The sequence below is a fragment of the Cobetia sp. MM1IDA2H-1 genome (assembly GCF_002916775.2).
Taxonomy (GTDB): Bacteria; Pseudomonadota; Gammaproteobacteria; order Pseudomonadales; family Halomonadaceae; genus Cobetia; species Cobetia marina.
Map to the genome: position 1 here is coordinate 1,258,047 of NZ_CM133225.1, position 18,205 is coordinate 1,276,251.

Here is an 18,205-nt window from a genome sequence, read left to right on the forward strand (position 1 = left end):
CAATGATGCGGGCCATGGACGTTTCCGCTGTCAGCTCATGGGCTTGCGATCCCCGCAGGCGGCGCTTGCCGGAGTGCGGCTGCGACAACCTGTCATCTGGAGCCTGTCGCGAGAGGGCAGAGAATGTCCGACCAAGGTCTTGGTACCACGGTGCCATTGCCTGTGCGCTTTCCGGCGGGAGTCGGGGGGAGACTGCCCCCGACGTCGGGGGCAAGCGCATGCAGAGACGGCAGTCTGGCCGTTCGTCTTATCGCAAAGGGGTTAGACATGATCTCCGATACCGTAGTGGAGCTGTCGCGGTTCCAGTTTGGCATGACCGCGCTCTATCACTTCCTGTTCGTCCCGTTGACCATCGGCATGGCCTTCCTGCTGGCCATCATGGAATCCCTGTATGTGATGACCGGCAAGCAGGTCTACCAGGACATGACCAAGTTCTGGGGCAAGCTGTTCGGCATCAACTTCGCGCTCGGTGTCGCCACCGGCCTGACGATGGAGTTCCAGTTCGGCACCAACTGGGCCTATTACTCGCATTACGTCGGCGACATCTTCGGTGCGCCGCTGGCCATCGAGGGCCTGGTGGCCTTCTTCCTCGAATCCACCTTCGTCGGGCTGTTCTTCTTCGGCTGGGACCGCCTGAGCAAGCGTCAGCACCTGATGGTGACCTGGCTTGTCGCCTTCGGCTCCAACTTCTCGGCGCTGTGGATCCTGATCGCCAATGGCTGGATGCAGAATCCGGTCGGGGCGGCCTTCAACTTCGAGACCATGCGCATGGAGCTGACCAGCTTCGCGGATGTCATCTTCAATCCGGTCGCCCAGGCCAAGTTCGTGCATACCGTGTCGGCAGGCTACGTGACCGGCGCCATGTTCGTGCTCGGCATCAGTGCCTTCTATCTTCTCAAGGGGCGGGATCTGGGCTTTGCCAAGCGCAGCTTCGCCATCGCCGCGGCCTTCGGACTGTTCTCGGTGGCCTCGGTCATCGTGCTGGGCGATGAGTCCGGCTACGAAGTCGGGGATGTCCAGAAGGCCAAGATGGCCGCCATCGAGGCGATGTGGGAGACCGAGCCGGCGCCGGCGTCCTTCACGCTGATCGGTCTGCCCAACGAGGAGACCCAGCACACCGATTACGGCATCCACATTCCCTATGTGATGGGGCTGATCGGTACGCGCTCGCTGGATACCGAGATTCCGGGCATCAAGGAGCTGACCGAGGAGCACCGCGGACGCATCGTCAATGGCATGCAGGCCTATGATCTGCTTCAGCAGCTGCGTGATGGTCAGGACGATATCGCGACCCGCAAGGCCTTCGATGCCGTCAAGCAGGATCTCGGTTACGGCATGCTGCTCAAGCGCTATGTCGAGACGCCCTCCGATGCCACGCCGGAGATGATCGACAAGGCCGCGGCCGACTCGATCCCCCCGGTGGCACCGATGTTCTTCTCGTTCCGGATCATGGTCGCCTGTGGCATGGCGATGCTCGCGATCTTCATCGTCGCGGTATGGATGAGTGCCAAGCATCGCTTCGATGTGCGCCCCTTCCTGTGGATCTGCCTGCTGTCGATCCCGCTGCCGTTCATCGCGGTGGAGACCGGCTGGTTCGTGGCCGAATTCGGGCGTCAGCCCTGGGCGGTCGGAGAGATTCTGCCGACCTTTATGGCGGCCTCGAGCCTGGATGAGTCGGATCTGTGGTGGTCCATCGGCGGTTTCCTGGCCTTCTACAGCCTGTTCTTCGTCATCGAGATGTGGCTGATGTTCCACTTCGCGCGCAAGGGACCCTCTTCCCTGCATACCGGCCGCTATCACTTCGAGCGCGGCGCCCTGCGAGACGACGAGGGCATGTCGCTCAATCCTTCGCTGTCATTCAAGGAGTAATGGATCATGTGGGATTACGAGATCCTCAAGCTGTTCTGGTGGGTGGCGGTGGGTCTGCTGCTGATCGGCTTCGTCATCACCGATGGCATGGACATGGGCGCGGCGATGCTGATGCCGCTGGTCAGTCGCAGTGACAGCGAACGGCGCGTGGTGATCAACACGCTGGCGCCGCACTGGGATGGCAATCAGGTATGGCTGGTCACCGCCATCGGTGCCGTCTTCGCGGTATGGCCGGTGGTCTATGGCGCGGCGTTCTCCAGCTTCTATTTCGCGATGCTGACCATCCTGTTCTCGCTGTTCTTCCGCCCGCTGGGCTTTGACTATCGCTCCAAGCTCGAGAGCCCCCAATGGCGGGGCTGGTGGGACCGTGGCATCGTCGCCGGCAGCCTGATTCCCACTGCCTTCTTCGGCCTCATCTTCGGCAATCTGCTGCAGGGCGTGCCACTGGAAGTCGATCAGTACATGCGTGCCAGCTACGACGGCAGCTATCTCGGGCTGTTCAATCCCTTCGCGTTGCTGTGTGCGGCGCTGTCCGTCGTGATGGTGATGCTGCATGGCGGTACCTGGCTGGTGGCGCGTGCCGATGACGCCGTGGCGGCGCGCAGTGCGCGTCTGGTGCAGCCGCTGGGACTGCTTTCGCTCGGGCTGTTTGGCCTGGGCGGACTGTGGGTGTGGTTGTCCGGCATGGGCTACAGCATCGACCAGATGGGCGATACCGGCACGGCGCTAAAGCTGCTGGACAAGCAGGTCGGTCCCGGCAGCTGGATGGATGTCTACGCGCGTGAGCCGCTGACGTTGCTCGCGCCCTTGGGCGCCGTGGCGGGTATCGTCACCGCGATGTGGCTCTCGGCCAGACGTCAGGGCGGGGCAGCCTTCACGGCCAGTTCCGTCGGGGTCGGCGGTGTGGTCGCCACCGCAGGCATCAGCATGTTCCCGTTCATCGTGCCGTCCTCGCGCATGGGCGAGGCCAGCCTGACGCTGTGGGATTCGGTCTCCAGCGAGCTGACACTGTCCATCGTCACCGTGGCGGGGCTGGTGATGGTGCCGACCATCATCCTCTACACCACCTGGTGCTACGTGAAGATGTGGCGGCGCGTCACGGTGAGTCACGTCGAGCAGGACGGACACAGTCTGTACTGAGGCAGGCAGCCGACGCTGCAACCGCTTTTCCCGTACGCTTCATAACTGCATCATTGGGCGAGGGTGCCGCCCTCGCCGGGAGACGACTTCATGTGGTATTTCGCCTGGATTCTCGGTGTACTGCTGGCCTGCTTCGCGGGCATCATCAATGCATTGTGGCTTGAGCAGACTCACACCTTTGACGATGATTGAGGCAGGCGGCCTCAACGATGCTTCTGCGCCGCCGACCGTTCTGATCAAGGAGAGCTCGATGTCACGACCCTGGTACGCCTCACGACCACCGGCCTGGTGCCGAACTCGCCCTGCCCATCTGGCCTCGCTGCTGCTGTCTGCCATGGTGGCCATCTGGATGCTGCTGGGCCCGGATGCCATTGCCTCGATGGCCACCGGGCCGCGCTATCTGATGCTGCTGATTGCGCTGTGGGGGCTGGGGGCCGGCTTCACGCATGGGGTCGGTCTGGTGCCGCGTCATGCCACGCGCGCCTGGCTGCTGGGCGCACCGCTGAGCTGGTGTCTGCTGCTGATCACCCTGATCGCCCTGAGCATGAGCTAGCCACCGCGATGCCTTGAAAGTCCCGAGAGGGGTCACTCCATGAGTGGCCCCTCTTGCGTTGGGGGATGCTGGCGCGAGAAGTGTCACCGAGAAGGCAAGCGAGCCCTTCTTGAGCGGCAGCGACATGCGATATCGCTTTACATCCCGCCAGTCCGCGCCCTATAACGCCAGTGCAACCGCGTGAGAGGGGGCCTGGAGGTCACCGCGATTCGCTCATGCCCTTGGCGCATGCCCTGGGCTTGTGCATCCGGGCGTGGTGGGCGAGGCGTCATTGCAATCCCTCCTGCGAGCCCCACCTAACACAAGAGACCCCCTGTGCGCCCGAGCGTGCTGTCGTGGGGGTATGGCTGGGCGACCGATATCAACAACAATGGTTCACGAGCGATATCCAGACCGCTCTTCGAGGAGGAAGGCATGCGATCATCCGTTGACTCTGCCCGCGGTTCGGCCCGCGGACCCGAGGGAAGCAGGCCGTCCACGGCGTCTGCAGGTTATATCCCGCGCGACATGACACGGCGCCAATCAGGCGACTGGGTGCTGTCGCTGGTGGTGCCGGTGATGAATGAAGAGGAGACGATCGCGCCGTTTCTTGCCGCCATCGATGCCACCCTGGCAGCGCAGGTACCGCACCTGGAAATCCTGTTCGTCGACGATGGCTCCAGCGATGCCACCCTGGCGCGCCTGGAAGCTGCCGCGGCCGATGATTCACGTATTCGTTATCTGAGCCTGACACGCAACTTCGGCAAGGAAGCGGCCATGAGCGCCGGCATCGAGCAGGCGCGAGGCGATGCCATCGTGCCGATGGATGTCGACCTGCAGGACCCGCCCGAGGTGATACTCGAATTCATCACCCAGTGGCAGGCCGGCTACGACATGGTCTATGGCGTCCGCGCCGCGCGTGATGAAGACACCGCCACCAAGCGCAAGACGGCAGGATGGTTCTATCGCATCTTCAATCGCCTGACATTTACCGAGATTCCACGGGACGCCGGTGATTTCCGACTGCTGGATCGTCGGGTCGTCGAGGCGTTGCGCCGCATGCCGGAGCGCAACCGTTTCATGAAGGGACTGTTCTCCTGGCCCGGTTATAGCTCGGTTGGCGTCACCTATCAGCGCCCGGCGCGGACCGCCGGCACGACCAAGTTCAACTACTGGAAGCTGTGGAACTTCGCCCTGGACGGTGTGGTGAGCTTCTCGACCTGGCCGCTGCGGGTCTGGACCTACCTCGGCGCGTGCATCGCGGGGCTGTCCTTCCTCTACATCCTCGTCATCATCAGCAAGACGGTGCTGTTCGGCATTGATGCCCCGGGGTATGCGTCCCTGATGATCGCGGTGCTGTTCTTCGGCGGCATGCAGCTGATTTCCATCGGCGTGCTGGGCGAATATCTCGGGCGCCTGTTCATGGAGACCAAGCAGCGGCCGCTGTATCTGATCGATCACGACAGCCTGCAGGATGGCCCCGGTGGCGCTACCTCGCCGGACAGCGGGCTGGACAGCGGCCTCAGCACGGCGCGGGTCTTGCGCGGACAGCGTGACCGTGAGGCCAGTCGCCGCCGTGAATCCTGTCAGAGTGCCGAGCCTGACATGACGCGAGGAGATTCGCGTGAGGGATGATGCCACGTCACGCAAGACGTCCAGCACCGCAGAGCGGGCACGACAGGAAGCCGGCACCGCCACCCGTTTCGGTCTGGTGGGGCTGGCCGCCACGGGGGTGCACCTCGCGGTCGCCGCGTTGATGCTGTTTCTCTGGCCACCGCTCAATGAATTCATCGCCAATATCGTGGCCTTCTGTGTGGCCTTCCAGGTCTCGCTGGTGGGGCATCGACGTCTGACCTTCAAGCGACAGGGCAGCGCCTGGCGGTTCGCGCTGGTGGCGGCCAGCGGCTTCGCGCTCAACAACGGGCTGCTGGCCGTGCTGATCCAGGGGCTCGGCATGAGCGGCTTCGTGGCCATCGCGATCGCGACGCTCTCGGTACCTGTCGTGACCTATCTGGCATCACGACTCTGGGCCTTCAAGGAATGAGCTTCATGAACGACAGCACTGCCGTGAAGGCCGAGCGGATGGGCAAGGGGCGGCTGGCGGCCCTGGGGGCCGCGTTGATCGCCGAGACGCCATCGCCGAGCGACGCGCTGGTGCGCGCACGCACCGCCAGCATTCCCTGGGCACATATCCTGCTGGCACTGGTGATCACGCGGCTTGCGTGGCTGGCCATCGCCGCCCATGGCGATCAAAGCTACCTGCATGCCATGGCCCAGTTCGATGGCAGCTGGTTCAAGGGCATCATGACCCGTGGCTACGATGTCGAAGCCCGGGGCATGAGCGACGGTGATGCCGCCAACTGGGCCTTCTTTCCGCTCTATCCTGCCCTGTTGTGGCTGGTGACGCTGGGCGGCCAGCTCGACCCGGAGCTGATGGGCGTACTGCTGAGCAATGTGCTGCTGGCGGCGGCCCTGGGGCTGGGGTGTCGCTATCTTGCCATCACGCGCCCTGATGCCTCGCCGCTGCTGTTCGTGTGGCTGGTCGCCAGCATGCCGTACAGCTTCTATTTCAGTGCGCTGTACTCGGAATCGCTGTTCTGGCTGTTGTGTCTCGCGTCCCTGATCGACTGGCGCTGTCAGCGCACCGGACGGGTGATGCTGTGGACGTTGCTGCTGTCGATGACACGGGCCACCGGGGTGTTCTGGGTCATCGCCATGGGCATCGAGCTGCTGGCGCGTCTGCGTCTGGCGGCCTTCGCCGAGCTGTGGCGCCGCCCCGACTGGCTGTTGATCGGCGTGATGGGGCCGCTGGGGCTGTTTCTGTTCATGGCGGTGCTCTACCACCAGACGGGCGATGCGCTGGCCTTCAGTCACGTGCAGATCTCCTGGGGCCGCGAGATGGGCAATCCCATCGTCAATCTGGTGCAGGGGCTGGGGTACTGGTTCACGGCGCCGGAAACGCTCCGGCCCGCCTGGCAGGCCAGCATGGCGCTGATCGGCATCGCGTTGATCGGCTGGCTGGGCCTGCAGCGGCGCTGGCTGGAGATGGGCCTGGCGGCGTTCACCCTGTTCATTCCGCTGGCCACGGGGCTGGACGCCATCCCGCGCTACCTGATCGGCATGCCGGTGTTCGTGCTGGCGCTGCTGGATCTGCTAACGCGCCTCCCGAGCCGACTTGCCTGGGGGCTGGTCGCCCTGGGCGCGCTTTTCAATCTCTGGCTGGTGGAGAACTGGTATGACGCCGCATTCTGGCTCGTCTGATGTGAGTGCGGACCTCTCCGCCGCTTCGGGAGGGCGCGCCGATGCGCGTTACGGCGTGCCGACCCGCTTGAGCCGGCGGCGTCTCTGGCTATTGCTGGCGACGGCCGCCGTGCTGGCCTTCGAACTCTGCATGCTGTGGCTGGCACGCACCCCTCAGGTGGATGACCACTACCGACGCTACTTCATCGAACACGCCACCACCTGCTATCGCCCGATGGGCGAGGTACCGGTTCTCGCCTTGGGCGAGCGCTATCCCGTGCGCAAGGGGGAGCCGCTTGGCAACTGCGGCGTGCTGTGGGAAGGGTTCTATTCGCCCAAGGAGGATCGGCCGGTCAGTGCACGCCAGGCGCAGGTGGGTCTGCGTCTGAAGGTCACGCCGGGCCTCAGGCAGCCGGTCGTGGTGGCACTCGCGCTGTCACGCTATCCCGATGACGCCGAACCCCGCCCGGTGGAGGTGTGGGGGGAAGGCGAGCTGTTGGCCCGCTGGCCGGTGGGCGGTCGTCAGGCCAGCCACGAGGTGGAGGTGCCGGAGCGGTTGATCCAGCCGGACGGCAGCCTGCATCTGACGCTCAAGGGGCCGCCGCCCATTGCCCCGCGGGATGTCGGGATCGATGGCAACAAGTTTCCCGTCGGCCTGCGCCTGGATAGCGTGATGTTGCGCTCGACCCTGGGGCTGACGCCGCCCGACAGTGCTCCATGACCCTGACCGGCGGCGCGCGATGACACTGACGCGGCGACGATAGTCAGGTAAATTGTGCGCGCGTCAACGTGAATGATCCGTCCGACCGAGCGGCAGTTCGCCTGATGGTGAACGGCTCGCGTCCTATCAAGAGAAAGCGCCCGGTAGTCAGTGACTGTCATCGCAAGGGGCTTACAAGGAGTTAGTGTGGATTTTCTGAATGCCATTCCCATGGAAACCGACCAGTTGTTCGAGCTGGCGTTGTGGTGGGGCGGAACCCTGTTGTCAGCACTGGCCGTGCTGGTGTTCGGGATGTGGGTGGCCAAGCGTCTGACCCGGTGGGTCACCTCGCTGTTGCAGCGCAAGAGCATGGACGAGGCGGCGGCAGGCTTCGTCGGTCAGATCGCCTACGCGATTCTGGTGGTCATGGTGCTGCTGACCGCGCTGGATCAGGTGGGGGTCGATACCACGTCGATGATCGCGGCACTGGGTGCGGCGGGTCTGGCCATCGGTCTGGCACTGCAGAGCTCACTGTCCAATCTGGCCTCGGGCTTCCTGCTGGTGACGCTGCGTCCGTTCAAGAAGGGCGATTACATCGAGGCCGCCGGGACGTCCGGCAGCGTCGACCAGATCACCATGCTACAGACTCGTCTGGTGACGCCGGACAATCGCAAGGTCACCGTGCCCAACTCCAGCGTGATGTCCCAGACCATCACCAATTATTCGGCACTGCCGACACGTCGTCTGGATCTGGTGGTCGGGGTCAGCTATGACGACGACATCCGTCAGGTCAAGGCGGTGCTCGAGGAGCTGGTCAACAGCGACGAGCGCATCATGAAGGAGCCGTCCTACCTGATCGCCGTGGCGGAACTGGCCGACAGCTCGGTCAACTTCAACTTCCGCATGTGGTGCCAGGCCTCCGACTACTGGGCACTGAAGTGGGACATGACCGAGCGTATCAAGCTGACCTTCGATGAGCGCGGCATCAGCATCCCCTATCCGCAGCGCGATGTGCATATCCATCAGCCGGGCAGGGCGGCCGAGTAAGCCACCTGTCCTCGCGTGATGGCATGCCATGCCATGACATGCCGTGATATGGCACAAAAGAACGCCACCTTCGGGTGGCGTTCTTTTGTGGCGCGAGTCAGCTACTCTCGAGTGTGGCAGTGGTTCATCCTCCAGGACCGGGAGTGTCGTCTCTTGTACATGATCATGGATCTGACTCGTCGCCAACGTCGCCAGGCGTGGCGCCTTCTGCTTGCCAGCCTGGCCGTGCTCGGCATCGGGCTCGTGCCGCTGTTAAGCCAGCAGGCCCTCTATCTGGATGACATGAGTCGTACCCTGGATGGCTACTTCGGATGGGGGCTGAATGCCCGGCCGGCCGCGGAAGGCGTGATGCGCCTGCTGGGCTTCGGGGGAGAGCTTGTCAATGTCGCGCCCTTGCCGCAGCTGGCGGCCTGGGGCATCGCGGCCGGTATGGCGCTGGTCTGGTGGCGTCGGGTGCCGGGACTCTCGCCGGGCGTCTGCGTGCTGGGCAATGCGCTCATCTGGCTGACACCCTTCACGCTGCAGAACTTCAGCTATGCCTACGACAGCCTGCCGATGAGTCTCGGGCTTGCCAGCGCGATGCTGGCCAGCCTGATCCTGCGCCCGGGTGTCCACGGGCCGGTGCAACGTTCGCAGCGCCGCTGGCAACCTTCATTGATGGCGCTGGGATTGCTGCTGCTGGCCCTGTGCTGCTACCAGCCGGCGCTGAACGTCTTTCTGGTACTGAGCCTGCTGGACGCCCTGATGGGGTCGCGCCCGCGCGGGGTCGAAAGGAGAGAGGCTGAAGAGAGAAATACCGAAGAGAGGAAGTTCGAAGAGGGAAAGACCGAACAGAGTGAATCGGTATGGTGCGCCTGGCTTGCGCTGCTGCAGCGCGGCGGACTGGTGCTGGCTGCCTTGCTGCTCTACCTGCCGCTGTCACGACTGCTGGTGGCGGGCGACTACAGCCAGCAGCACGGCGAGATGCTGTCGCTGGGGGATCTCCCGGCACTGCTGGCCGCCTTGGAGCAGCATCTCGCACAGGCACTTGCCGCCCTGCGTGGCGGACTGGATCTCGTCAGCGGGGCACTGAGTGGCAGCCTGCTGGTGGTAGCGCTGGGGGCGGCGCTGATGACAGCAGGCCGGCGGCATGACGCTCGCCAGGTATCCTCGCGCCAGCTGACGCTGGAGCGTCTGAGTCGTCTGCTGTGGGCGTTGCTGCTGATTCCTGCACTGTGGGGGCCGATGCTGATGCTGGCGGAGCCGGTCTTTCACTCGCGCACCCTGGTGGGCTGGGGGGCACTGCTGGGCGGTGCCCTGATGCTGAGCCTGGCGGGCCGGCAGGCGAGAGGCTCCGAGCGCTTCACGCTGCGGCGCTGTCTGCTGGGGGTGGCGGCACTGCTGTTGCTGCGTCACTGGTTGATCTTCGCGGCCTGGAGCAATGCGCTGGCCGCCCAGCAGGCCCATGAGACCCAGCTGGCGCGTGAGATCGTCACCCAGGCACGTGAGCTGGGACTGCCGATCACCTCACCACGTGACCGCGACACCTATCGGCCCCATGACGAGCTGGCGGTGCAGGTGCTGGGGAAGGCGCCGCTGGCACCGCTGGCGCGGGTCGCTGAGCGCCAGGTGCCCGCCGTGCGCCAGAACCTGATCGCCGCCTTCACGCCTGACAACTATTGGGCTGTGGTGAGATTGCGCATGGCCGGTGCCAGTGCGGCGACCCTGCTGCGCGATGATGAGCGCAAGGCCAGTATCAAGGAGCCGCCTGTCTGTGACGAGCGCGCGACAGTGGATGCCCCGGGAGATGAGGGGGGATCGCCGAGAATCTTCACCCAGACCTTGCGGGAGGGTGTCTGGGTGATCGACTTTCGCACCGCCGAGAACTGTCGCCGAGCAGACGTGAGACCCTGACGTGCGTCCAGACGCTTGCCCAGGCGCTTATCCAGACACGACAACGCCGCCCCGAGGGGCGGCGTTGTCGTGTCTCACGGCAGATCATGCTGCCGAGTTCGATCAGGCGTGGTTCTCGACCTGTTCGAATTCGTCGGTGATCTCATCGCTCGGCGCTGCGGTCATGATGCTGACCACGTAGATGGCGATGTAGGCGAAGATGACGCCCGGCACGATCTCGTAGAGGTCGAAGATGCCACCGGACAGCTGCTTCCAGACCACCACGGTCACGCCACCGACGATGATGCCGGCCAGAGCGCCGAAGCGGTTCATGCGACGCCAGTACAGCGACATGATCAGCGCCGGACCGAAGGCCGCGCCGAAGCCGGCCCAGGCGTAGGACACCAGGCCCAGTACGCTGGAGTTCGGGTCCAGTGCCAGCACCCACGCGATGATGGCGATGCCGATCACGGCGAAGCGACCGACCCACACCAGCTCGGACTGGGTCGCGTCCTTCTTGAACAGTGCCTTGTAGAAGTCATCGGCCAGCGCAGAGGAAGACACCAGCAGCTGGGAGTCGGCGGTGGACATCACGGCAGCCAGGATGGCGGCCAGCAGCACGCCGGCGACCGCCGGGTGGAAGATGAAGTTCACCATGACCATGAAGATCTTCTCGCTGTCGGCCAGATCCTTCGGCACATAGACGAGACCCAGCAGGCCGATGCAGATGGCGGCGAACAGCCCCAGGGCTGACCAGATGACGGCGATGGTGCGTGCGGTGCCGACATCCTTCTCGCTGCGGATGGCCGCGAAGCGCGCCAGGATATGCGGCTGACCGAAGTAGCCCAGACCCCAGGCCAGTGACGAGATGATGCCGACCAGCGTCAGGGCTTCACCGGTGGAGGCGTCACGGAACCATTCCAGCAGCAGCGGGTTCTCGGCGGTGATGCGCGAGCTCGCTTCTGCCACGCCACCCATGTCGGTGAGCGCGACGATGGGCACCACGATCAGCGCGGCGGCCATCATCAGACCCTGGATGAGGTCGGTCCACGACACGGCGAGGAAGCCGCCGAAGAAGGTGTAGGACACGATGGCGATGGTGCCGACGGTCACGGCGATGGTGTAGTCGAGGCCGAAGACGGTCTCGAACAGCTTGCCGCCCGCCACCAGACCGGAGCTGGTGTAGAAGAGGAAGAACAGCAGGATGAAGACGGCCGAGATGACACGCAGCATCTTGGAGTTGTCGCGGAAGCGCTTCTCGAAGTAATCCGGCAGCGTCAGGGAGTCGCTGGCGACGAAGCTGTAGATACGCAGGCGCTTGGCGACGATCAGCCAGTTGAGCCAGGTACCGGCCAGCAGGCCGATGCCGATCCAGGCAGCGGACAGACCACTGAGGTAGGCCGCACCCGGCAGGCCCAGCAGCAGCCAGCCGGACATGTCAGAGGCGCCGGCGGAAATCGCGGAGGTCCAGGGGCCCAGTGAGCGGCCGCCCAGGATGTAGTCCGACATGTTGGAGGTGCGCTTGTAGGCCAGCAGGCCGATGCCAAGCATCACCGCCAGATAGACGGCAAACGTGATGAGAATTGTGGGGCTATTTTCGACCATCGTGGAGTAAATCCTTTGCATTTATTGTTGTCGGACGTCGAGCGTTCCGATAATCCCGGAGGAGATGGCACCGCCTGGTGCATCACCGCCATGGCCCTGAGCACCTACCGAATGTCACCGTCCTGCAAGGGCTGGTGCCATTCTGTATATGTTCAGACTAGCGCATAAACGAATCATCTGAAGCCTCTCCGTCCCCGCATGTCGCCGTCGAATCAAGCAGGAGAACGGCAACGGACACCGCAGGGCACCTGGCGGGCAGGCCAGTCAATCGGCCTGTCTGCCAAGTGGCATCCCTGTCGGTGTCCGAAGCACACCCCCCGTGCTGCAGAGAGGGTGTGCCAGGCATCGTCCTGATGCCCATTGCCTGACTACTTCATGCACGTCCGGCATGCAGTCCTCTGTCAGGCGGGACCGATGCTACTCGTCGTGCAGGCCCGTCATGCCGAGCCCGTCACCGGCGATAGCGCCGATCATTCGTCGCCCATGGCCAGAAGAGACGCGTTGCCGCCGAGTGCCGTGGTGTTGATGGTACGGGTCTTCTCGGTGGCGAAACGGTGCAGGTAGTGGGGGCCGCCGGCTTTCGGACCGGTTCCGGAGAAGCCCTGACCACCAAACGGCTGTACACCCACCACTGCGCCGATGATATTCCTGTTGACGTAGACATTACCAACACGAATTTTCTGTGCAACTGCATTAGCAAAACTTTCGTTTCGAGAATGCACACCGAAGGTCAGGCCATAGCCCAGGCCATTGATGGTATCGATGACCTTGTCGATATCGCCGCCTTTCCAGGTGGCGATGTGCAGGATCGGCCCGAACTGCTCGCTTTCCAGGCTGTCGATGCCGTCGATGCGCAGCGCGATCGGCGCGACGAAGGTGCCTTCGGCGGTGTGCGCCGGGTCCATGCTGGCTTCCGCCACCACGCGGCCCTGGGCACGATATTCCTCGATGTGCTTGAGCAGACCGGCGCGTGCCTCTTCATCGATGACCGGGCCGACATCAGTGCCCAGATCGCGCGGATCGCCGATCTTCAGCTCATCCATCGCGCCCTTGAGCAGGCTGATGACGCGCTCGGCGACATCTTCCTGGACGTAGAGCACACGCAGGGCGGAACAGCGCTGCCCGGCGCTCTGGAAGGCGGACTGCACCACGTCATTGACGACCTGCTCCGGCAGGGCGGTGGAGTCGACGATCATGGCGTTGAGGCCACCGGTCTCGGCGATCAGACTCGGCAGCGGGGCATTCTCACGTGCCGCCAGAGAGCGGTTGATGATCTGGGCTGTCTGGGTGGAGCCGGTGAAGCAGACACCGGTGATGCGCGGGTCGCTGGAGAGCACGCTGCCCACGGTCGGGCCATCGCCCGGCAGCAGCTGCACGACATCTCGCGGCATGCCGGCTTCACGCAGCAGCTCGACGACACGGTGCGCGACCAGCGAGGTCTGCTCGGCCGGTTTGGCGACCACGGTGTTGCCGGTGACGGCCGCGGCGACCATCTGACCGCAGAAGATCGCGACCGGGAAGTTCCACGGGCTGATGCAGGCGAACACGCCCTTGCCGCCCAGCACGATCTCGTTGTGCTCGCCGGTCGGGCCACGCAGGACGGTGGGGGCACCGAAGTCGGCACGCGCACGGTTGGCGTAGTAGCGGCAGAAGTCGACGGCTTCGCGAATCTCGGCGATGCCATCGGTCAGAAGCTTGCCGCCCTCGCGGGAGCACAGGGTCATCAGCTCCGCGGTATGGGCTTCCATCAGATCGCCAAAGCGCTCGAGGATGGCAGCACGCTCCTCGACCGGGGTCATCTCCCAGCGCGGGAAGGCGGCCCAGGCGGCGTCGATGGCGCGGGAGGCTTCATCGGCGCTGGTCCATTGCACGTGGCCCACGGTGACGCGGCGATCGAACGGGCAGGTCACGGCCTGACGTCGTTCGGCATTGGCGTCGACATCGAAGGCCAGCTGCGGACGCACGTCGTAGGTGCTGTCCATGAACCTGGCCATCTCGTCCATCAGCGGCTGGTACTGGCTGTTGATGTTCAGATTGATGCCGCGTGAGTTGCGACGGCCCTCGCCATAGATATGCGGCGGCAAGGCGATACGCGGATTGTGGTAGGTCTTGAACTGGGAGAGCGTGGTGACCGGGTGAACGCACAGGCTCTCGACCGGCACGCGCGGGTCGACCAGCTGGTGGACGAAGGAAGAGTTGGCACCGTTCTCCAGCAGGCGACGCACCAGGTAGGGGAGCAGGTCCTTGTGGGCACCGACCGGCGCATAGATACGGCACCAGGTCCCTTCGGGAGCGCGCTTGAGGGCGGCGTCGTACAGCGCCTCGCCCATGCCGTGCAGACGCTGGAATTCGAACTGGCGCGTCTCGCCTGAGTTGGCCACGTCCAGAATGGTGCTGATGGTGTGAGCGTTGTGGGTCGCGAACTGCGGATAGATGCGGCCACGGGTGTTCTCGGACAGCAGGAAGCGCACGCAGGCCAGATAGCTGACATCGGTGGAGGCCTTGCGAGTGAAGACCGGATAGCCGTCGACCCCCAGCTCCTGGGATTCCTTGATCTCGCTGTCCCAGTAGGCGCCCTTGACCAGGCGCAGCGGGATCTCGTCACCCTGCAGGTCGGCGATGCGGTTCAGATACTGAAGCGTCGGCAGAGCGCGGGTGGAGTAGGCCTGCACCACCAGACCGAACTTGCCCCAGCCGCGGCAGGTGTCGCTCTCGTAGACGGCGCGGAAGACTTCCAGCGACAGCTCGAGGCGATCGACCTCTTCGGCATCGATGGTGATGGCGACTTCCAGCTCGCGCGCGATGCTGACCAGTTCGCGCACGCTGGCGACCAGCTCTTCCAGAATCTGCTCGCGACGGCCGAATTCATAACGCGGGTGCAGGGCGGACAGCTTGATGGAGACCGACGGTGACGGCGTCGCGGCCTTCAGCTTGCGAGAGGTCTCGCCCACGGTGCGAATGGCGCGCGCGTAGTCATCGAAGTAGCCCTTGGCATCGGCACGCGTGCAGGCGGCTTCGCCGAGCATGTCATAGGAGTAGGTGTAGCCCTTCTCGAACTGCGGCTGGGAGCGCTTGAGCGCTTCCTTGATGTCACGGCCCAGCACGAACTGCTTGCCCATGATCTTCATGGCCTGATACATGGCGCGACGGATGACCGGCTCGCCCATGCGGTTGACCATGCGATTGATGAAGGTCGCCGGCTTGCCGTCATTCTTGGGCAGATCCATCTTGATGACGTTGCCGGTCATCAGAAGGCCCCAGGTGGAGGCATTGACGAACCAGGACTCGCTCTGGCCGAGATGGGATTTCCAGTCGGCCACGCCCAGCTTGTCCTCGATCAGCGCATCGGCGGTGTCCTTGTCCGGAATGCGCAGCAGCGCCTCGGCCAGGCACATCAGCAGCACGCCTTCCTGGGTGTCGAGGCTGTATTGCTGCAGCAGCTCGTCGATGGAATCGACGGCGGTGTCCATGGTGCGAATCTCGCGGACAAGCTCCGCGGCCTTGTCACCGACACGCTTGATGTCGGCATCGTTGACGTCCAGCAGCTTGACCAGCTCAGCCACGAAACCATCTTCGTCGACCAGATAGTGGTCGCTGACCCGTGAGAACAGCTTGCTCGGATCGCGTTGCCAGGTATTCGGCGCCAGAATCTCGTCGGCACGCAGCACCGTCTCGCCCAGCGGGCAAGCGGTACGCGGCGTTTCCTTGAGGGAATCGGACGGCTGGGTAGTGGCCGGAACGGCCGGAGTGACGGTGGTCATTGAGCAAACCCCCTGCTGCTGGGTGGCATTACGCCAGATAGGATTGCCGGGCACGATGCGCGAAGGTGATGCGAGGCGCATCCGGGCGGGACATCGGCACGTCTTGTTGGATACCGGTGAATGTAGGGTGGTGCAGGGGGGCGGGTCTTTCCAATTTCTCGGCTGCGCGTGTCAAATCCACGGGCGTGGCAGGAAACCTGCCGCCATCTGCGACCTTCGTCGAAAAGCATGACGTCAATTGCTGTGAACTTGTTAGACCAAGGTCGGAGTGTCCTGTGTCAGATCCCTGCCGGTCACGCTCTAAGGACAGCGCCCCTGGCCGGGGCTTGCGTTCAGGGCTTGTGATCAGCGCTGGCGCTCAGCGCTTGTGGTCAGAGCTTGCGATCGGGAGACGCTGGGTGGGGGCGTTCAGGACTTGCGCAGTGCGGAAGGCGGGAAACCGAGGTGCTTGCGGAAGGCGTGCGAGAGTGCGCTCTGATTCGCGAAGCCGCAGCGCTCGGCAATCTGCGACAGGGAGAGGTCGCTGCTGTCCAGCAGATGGCGCGCTTCGTCCAGGCGGCGGCGCAGCAGGTACTGATAGGGCGAAAGCCCCGTCAACACGCGAAAGCGCTCACTGAAATGCTGTTCGGACAGGTGGGACTGACGTGCCAGATCCGCCACGCTCAGTCGGCGATGCAGGTTGGCATCGATGAAGCGGTTCAGGGCGACTAGATCCAGCTGGCGGCCGGTGCCGTTCAGGGCGCTCATCGGCTCGGCGATACGCGAGTTGAGACAGGCGAGGAAGGTGGCAGCCAGCAGGTCGCCGGGGGCCTGCTGGTAGTCATTGACCTCGGCGAGCATGAACTCCAGATAGCCGCGCAGCCGGGTATCCAGCGTGAAGAAGCGCGGGCGCTCGAATAGACGCTTCAGGTCACGATGCTGACCGGTCAGATAGGGCGCGTCATCCGGCAGATCCAGAATCAACTGGCGATTCTCGCCGATACCCGCGTAGTAGTGCACGTGGTCTGCCGGCACGATACAGCCGGTCAGGGGGCGAATCTCGCCGCCCTGGCCCTCGATCTCGAATTCGGCCAGCCCATCCAGCCCGATCACCAGCTGGTGGTAGCTGTGATCATGGTGTTCCCGCAGGTTGGAAAGCGGGATCAGGCGCATCTCGCTGTTGACCATCAGGCGCGGGTCTCCGCTACGCCCGTGCGGGCGCGCAGGTGCCCCAGCAGGACGTTGAGTTCCTCACGGCCCTCGCGGGAGAACAGCGCGCCGCCCTGCGCCAGTTGCCAGGGTCTGGCGTGCTTGTCGAAGATGCCCTGACAGCGGCGGCGCAGGCTTTCCAGATATTCATCATGACGAATCGGGTAGCCGATCACGCTATGCCACTCGTTCTCGTTGATCTCGCCGCTGACCGCCTGATCCAGCACGCGGGCGATATCACTGAAATCGGTACGAAATCGCGGCGTGCGCGACATCATGAGCAGAGCGACAGTGCCGACGCTGACGATCAGGCAGACCACGAAGGTAATGATGAAGATGGTCATGAGCGAACCTTGTGCGGGCAGAGCCGAGGGAATGATGGGGCATTCTACCACGCCTGTCCGGCGCCATCGTCAGTCCGGCGTGTCGGGTGATGTTCTGTCTGACAGAACGATATGGCATGATTCTCGCGACATCCGCAGGGTCATGAGTGACCCGTCCATCCAAGGGGAATGCCGAATCATGGCCAATCAACGCGTGGAAGCGGTCGAGCGTGCCTTGACCCTGCTGGAAGCCTTCACCCCCGATACGCCTCGTCTGACGCTCAACGAGCTGGCCCAGGCCAGCGGTTTCTACAAGAGCACGATTCTGCGTCTGATGGGCTCGCTCGAGCATTTCGGCTACGTGACGCGTGACAGCCATGGAATCTATGCCATCGGCGCGGCGCTTGGGCGCTTCGCCGAGCTGGCACCCGGACTCGATGCCCGCGAGACCCTGCAGCGTGGCTGGCTGGCACGCCTGCATGCGGCCAGTGGTGAGACGGCCAGCCTGCTGCTGGTCGAGCATGGCCCGGCTGCGCAGGCGCGTCCCGTCGAGGGGCTGACCCGCCCCCGGCAGGCGATCTGTCGCTATGTTCGCGTCAGTGAGGCGCCGCTGCGCCATCAGCTGGAGGAGGGGGAATGGATCGAGGAGGCGCTATCCGCCTTGCTGCATCACTGCATCGACAGTGGCGAGATCGAGGTCGGTGAGGCTGCGGGGCTGACGGTGGCAGCCCTGGCCGTGAGCGTCGCCCCGCATCACGATGAGGGCTTGGCCCCGGCGGAAGTCATCATGCTCAGCGGACCATCGGCTCGCCTGACGCCCGGCCAGGCACGGCAGCTGATGCAGGAGTGGCAGCAGAGCGCCAGGTGAAGAGGAGGGCTGAATGACACGACGCCCCCGCCGGGTAACCGGCGGGGGCGTCGTGTGGTT

15 protein-coding genes are annotated in these 18,205 nt (G+C 64.1%); 11 read left to right on the top strand and 4 right to left on the bottom strand.

Annotated elements, in window-relative coordinates:
* Positions 1-267: 267 nt before the first annotated feature.
* From BOH68_RS05405 to BOH68_RS05450, 10 genes are all read left to right on the top strand, one after another.
* The gene (locus BOH68_RS05405) at positions 268-1,869 is read left to right on the top strand and encodes a cytochrome ubiquinol oxidase subunit I (protein WP_077372588.1); all 1,602 of its coding nucleotides are present in this window, start codon (positions 268-270) and stop codon (positions 1,867-1,869) included.
* 6 nt (positions 1,870-1,875) lie between these two features.
* On the top strand, positions 1,876-3,009 hold the full coding sequence (gene cydB, locus BOH68_RS05410) for a cytochrome d ubiquinol oxidase subunit II (protein WP_077372590.1): 1,134 nt from the start codon (positions 1,876-1,878) through the stop codon (positions 3,007-3,009).
* Between the two features lie 90 nt (positions 3,010-3,099).
* Positions 3,100-3,201 (top strand): cytochrome bd-I oxidase subunit CydX, encoded by a 102-nt coding sequence (gene cydX / locus BOH68_RS05415; RefSeq protein ID WP_024951692.1) that lies wholly within the window; start codon positions 3,100-3,102, stop codon positions 3,199-3,201.
* A 58-nt stretch (positions 3,202-3,259) separates the two neighbouring features.
* Positions 3,260-3,562 carry a cyd operon YbgE family protein gene (locus BOH68_RS05420; protein ID WP_167593034.1) on the top strand — a complete coding sequence of 101 codons (303 nt, stop codon included), beginning with the start codon at positions 3,260-3,262 and terminating at the stop codon, positions 3,560-3,562.
* Positions 3,563-4,069: 507 nt separating this feature from the next.
* Positions 4,070-5,176, top strand: a complete 1,107-nt coding sequence (locus BOH68_RS05425) for a glycosyltransferase family 2 protein (protein WP_077372596.1) — start codon at positions 4,070-4,072, stop codon at positions 5,174-5,176.
* Positions 5,166-5,585 carry a GtrA family protein gene (locus tag BOH68_RS05430; protein ID WP_170877351.1) on the top strand — a complete coding sequence of 140 codons (420 nt, stop codon included), beginning with the start codon at positions 5,166-5,168 and terminating at the stop codon, positions 5,583-5,585. The genes BOH68_RS05425 and BOH68_RS05430 overlap by 11 nt, the downstream gene beginning before the upstream one ends.
* 5 nt (positions 5,586-5,590) lie before the next feature.
* Positions 5,591-6,802, top strand: a complete 1,212-nt coding sequence (locus BOH68_RS05435; protein WP_077372602.1) for a hypothetical protein — start codon at positions 5,591-5,593, stop codon at positions 6,800-6,802.
* Complete coding sequence (locus tag BOH68_RS05440) at positions 6,777-7,502, top strand: hypothetical protein (protein ID WP_077372605.1); 726 nt, start codon at positions 6,777-6,779, stop codon at positions 7,500-7,502. Before BOH68_RS05435 ends, BOH68_RS05440 begins: the two co-directional genes overlap by 26 nt.
* Before the next feature lie 186 nt (positions 7,503-7,688).
* A complete protein-coding gene (locus tag BOH68_RS05445; protein ID WP_240499561.1) occupies positions 7,689-8,528 on the top strand; it encodes a mechanosensitive ion channel family protein in 840 nt (279 codons plus the stop codon).
* Between the two features lie 165 nt (positions 8,529-8,693).
* Positions 8,694-10,421, top strand: coding sequence for a glucosyltransferase domain-containing protein (locus BOH68_RS05450; protein ID WP_456821155.1), 1,728 nt, complete (start codon positions 8,694-8,696; stop codon positions 10,419-10,421).
* A gap of 102 nt (positions 10,422-10,523) precedes the next feature.
* On the opposite strand, the gene putP is transcribed toward BOH68_RS05450, so the two are convergent.
* The 4 genes from putP to BOH68_RS05470 all read right to left on the bottom strand — a co-directional run bounded on the left by putP (position 10,524) and on the right by BOH68_RS05470 (position 17,298).
* A complete protein-coding gene (gene putP / locus BOH68_RS05455) occupies positions 10,524-12,005 on the bottom strand; it encodes a sodium/proline symporter PutP (protein ID WP_077372611.1) in 1,482 nt (493 codons plus the stop codon).
* A gap of 470 nt (positions 12,006-12,475) precedes the next feature.
* A complete protein-coding gene (gene putA, locus BOH68_RS05460; RefSeq protein WP_103751368.1) occupies positions 12,476-15,766 on the bottom strand; it encodes a bifunctional proline dehydrogenase/L-glutamate gamma-semialdehyde dehydrogenase PutA in 3,291 nt (1,096 codons plus the stop codon).
* 408 nt (positions 15,767-16,174) lie between these two features.
* Positions 16,175-16,933, bottom strand: a complete 759-nt coding sequence (locus BOH68_RS05465; protein WP_077372614.1) for an AraC family transcriptional regulator — start codon at positions 16,931-16,933, stop codon at positions 16,175-16,177.
* The gene (locus tag BOH68_RS05470; RefSeq protein WP_077372617.1) at positions 16,933-17,298 is read right to left on the bottom strand and encodes a hypothetical protein; all 366 of its coding nucleotides are present in this window, start codon (positions 17,296-17,298) and stop codon (positions 16,933-16,935) included. The genes BOH68_RS05465 and BOH68_RS05470 overlap by 1 nt, the downstream gene beginning before the upstream one ends.
* Before the next feature lie 178 nt (positions 17,299-17,476).
* Between BOH68_RS05470 and BOH68_RS05475 the strand changes: the two genes are divergently transcribed.
* Positions 17,477-18,145, top strand: coding sequence for a helix-turn-helix domain-containing protein (locus BOH68_RS05475; RefSeq protein ID WP_170877353.1), 669 nt, complete (start codon positions 17,477-17,479; stop codon positions 18,143-18,145).
* The last annotated feature ends 60 nt before the right edge of the window (positions 18,146-18,205 follow it).